The organism is Brevundimonas sp. CURTG3B2_SDJG, from assembly GCF_057364705.1.
Genome location: NZ_JBNFOJ010000293.1, coordinates 1 through 3397, shown reverse-complemented (window position 1 = coordinate 3397; position 3397 = coordinate 1). Strand labels below are relative to the sequence as shown.

Annotated in this window: 1 pseudogene; it reads left to right on the top strand. The window is 70.9% G+C overall.

Annotated elements, in window-relative coordinates:
* Nucleotides 1-46 precede the first annotated feature (46 nt).
* Nucleotides 47-3278, top strand: a pseudogene (locus tag AC2W7C_RS15290) (efflux RND transporter permease subunit).
* The last annotated feature ends 119 nt before the right edge of the window (nucleotides 3279-3397 follow it).

The window sequence follows — 3397 nt, the reverse complement described above, 5'->3', positions numbered from 1 at the left end:
GGCGGGCCGCCGGCGCCGCGCCGCAAGCCGGAGCGCCCTCGCGATGATGCTCTCCGACGTCTCCGTCCGCCGGCCCGTCATGGCCGCCGTGGCGGCCATCGTCCTGTGCGTCATCGGCGCGGCGGCCTTCTTCTTCCTGCCGGTGCGGGAGCTGCCCGACGTCGATCCCCCGATCGTCTCGGTCAACACCAGCTACGCCGGCGCCTCGGCCGAGGTCATCGAAAGCCGGATCACCGAGCCGATCGAGCAGCAGATCGCCGGCATCCAGGGCGTCGAGCGGATCAACTCGACCAGCCGCGACGGCCGTTCGAACGTCAACATCGAGTTCTCGCTGGACCGCGACATAGACGACGCCGCCAACGACGTGCGCGACCGGGTGTCGCGCGTCGTCGGCCGCCTGCCGGACCAGGCCGACCCGCCCGAGGTGGCCAAGGCCGACTCGGACAGCCAGCCGATCATCATCCTGTTCCTGCGCTCCAGCACCCTGAACCGGCTGGAGCTGACCGACTACGCCGACCGCTACCTGATCGACCGCCTGGCCACGGTGCCGGGCGCGGCCCAGGTGCAGATCTACGGCGAGCAGCGCTACTCGATGCGCATCTGGCTGGACGCCGCGGCCCTGGCCGCGCGCGGCCTGACCGTCACCGACGTCGAGACGGCCCTGACCAACCAGAACGTCGAGCTTCCGGCCGTTCGCTGGAATCCGGGCAGAAGGACTACACTGTCCGCGTCGCCCGCACCTACGCCCGCGCCGAGGATTTCCGCCAACTGCCGATCGGCACGCGCGGCTCGGCGTCCAACGCCGCCGCCTCGAACAACACCAGCGGCCAGGCGTCCAACGCCTCGGGCACGCCCAGCGGCGCGACCGGCGCGGTGCAGGGGCCGGCGTCCTACGTCACCCGGCTGGGCGACATCGCGCGGGTGGAGGAGGCGCCGGCCGAGGATCGGCGCCTGTTCCGCGGCAATGGCCTGGACCAGATCGGTCTGGCCGTCACCCGCCAGGCCCAGTCCAACGACCTGGCCATCTCCGAGGGCGTGCAGAAGATGATCGAGCAGATCCGCCCCAGCCTGCCTGAGGGCACGGAGCTGGTGGTCGGCTCGGACAACTCGGTCTTCACCAAGCACGCCATCGAGGAGGTGTGGATCACCATCGGCATCTCGATGGCGCTGGTGGCCCTGGTCAACTTCATCTTCCTGGGCACGCTGCGCGCCGCCCTGATCCCGTCGATCGTCGCGCCGATCTGCCTGCTGGCGACCTTCATCGTCCTGGCCCCGCTGGGCTTCTCGCTGAACCTGCTGACCCTGCTGGCCCTGGTGCTGGCCATCGGCCTGGTCGTGGACGACGCCATCGTGGTGACCGAGAACATCCAGCGCCGCATCGATCACGGCGAGCCGCCGCTGGTCGCCGCCGAACGGGGCGCGCGCCAGGTGTTCTTCGCCGTCGTGGCGACCACGGTCGTCCTGCTGGCGGTGTTCGCGCCCCTGCTGTTCCTGCCCGGATACGTCGGCCGCCTGTTCGTCGAACTGGCCGCCGCCATCGCCGCCGCCGTCGCCTTCTCGGCCTTCCTGGCGCTGAGTCTGTCGCCGATGCTGGCGTCCAAGATCCTGCGCCCGGCCACCACCGGCGGCTTCGTGGCCCGCCGCGTCGACTGGGCGATGGACAAGCTGCGCGAGTCCTACGGCGCCTCGCTGAACGCCCTGCTGGGCGTGCGCATGGCGGTGGTCGGCGTGGCCGGCCTGATCGTGCTGGTCGGGGCCGGGGCCACCGTGATGTTCCTGACCCTGCCCGACGAACTGGTGCCGCCCGAGGACCGAGGCCGCGTCCAGGTGCGCGTGCAGGGACCCGAGGGGGCCGGCTTCGACTACACCCGCCGCATTATGCTGGGGCTCGAGCCGATCCTGGCCGAGTACAAGGCCAACGGCGAGGCCGAGAGCTATCTGGTCTCGGCGCCCGGCTTCGGCGGCGGCGGCTTCAACACCGGCAACGGCAGCCTGGTGCTGAGCGATTGGTCGGTGCGCGACCGGTCGGCCGATGAGATCGCCCAGGAGCTGAACGGCAAGCTGCGCGGCCAGACCGACGCCCAGGTCAACGCCTCCGTCCCCGGCGCCTTCCAGCGCGGCGGCGGCAACTCCAACTCGGTGGAGATGATCGTCACGGGCCCCGAATACGAGGCCATCTACAACTGGCTGCAGCCGGTCCTGGCCCGCTCGCTGGAGAACCCGGGCTCTCGCGTCCCCGCCTGAACTACGAGCCCAACGCGCCGCGTCTGCTGGTCGACGTCGACCCCGAAAAGGCCGCGACCCTGGGGGTTTCCTCCCAAGCCATCGGGCGGACGCTCGAGACCATGTTCGGCTCACGCCGCGCCACCACCTATCTGCGCGGCGGCCAGGAGTACGACGTCATCCTGCAGACCCAGCGTGACAATCGCCGCAACGTCGCCGACCTGGAGGCGCTCTACGTCAACACCGGTTCGGGCTCGCTGGTGCCGCTGTCGGCGGTGGTCACCACCCAGACCTCGGGCGACACGCCGGACCGCCGCCGCCTGGACCGTCAGCGCGCCATCACGCTCAGCGCCGACCTGAACCCGGGCACCACGATCGCCGACGCGGTCCAGTTCCTGAACCAGGTCGCGTCCGAGCAGCAGCAAGGCGTCGTCACCACCCAGTGGGGCGGCGCCGCGCGCGATCAGCAGGAGGCGGGCGGCGCGGTCGCCGCGGCCTTCGGCCTGGCCCTGCTGCTGGTCTTCCTGGTGCTGGCGGCCCAGTTCGAGAGCTGGATCACCCCGGCGGTTATCATGCTGACGGTGCCGCTGGCCGCCGCCGGCGGCCTGTTCGGCCTGACCATGGCGGGCTCCAGCCTGAACATCTACTCGCAGATCGGCCTGATCATCCTGATCGGGGTCGCGGCCAAGAACGGCATCCTGATCGTCGAGTTCGCCAATCAGCTGCGCGACCAGGGCCGCTCGATCCGCGAGGCGATCATCGAATCCTCCACCCTGCGCCTGCGGCCGATCATCATGACCTCGATCGCCACCGCCTTCGGCGCCCTGCCGCTGGTGCTGTGGCAGGGCGCGGGGGCCGGCAGCCGCCAGACCATCGGCGTGGTGATCTTCGCCGGCGCCATGTTCGCGACCCTGCTGACCCTGTTCGTGGTGCCTGTGATCTACGGCGTGCTGGCGCGCTTCACCAAGTCGCCGGAGTACACCGCCCGCAAGATCGAGGAGTGGGAGGCCAAGGAGGCGACGGCCAACGACCCTGTGCCGGCGGCGGCGGAGTAGGGCATCCCAGCCCGTCGTCATCCCCGGCGAAGGCCGGGCCCCAGCGGGCGCGCGGGAGCGCGAAACCTGTCACGCACGCTGTCGGCGGTCACATCGCCTTCCGCCCGCCTTCGCGGGCG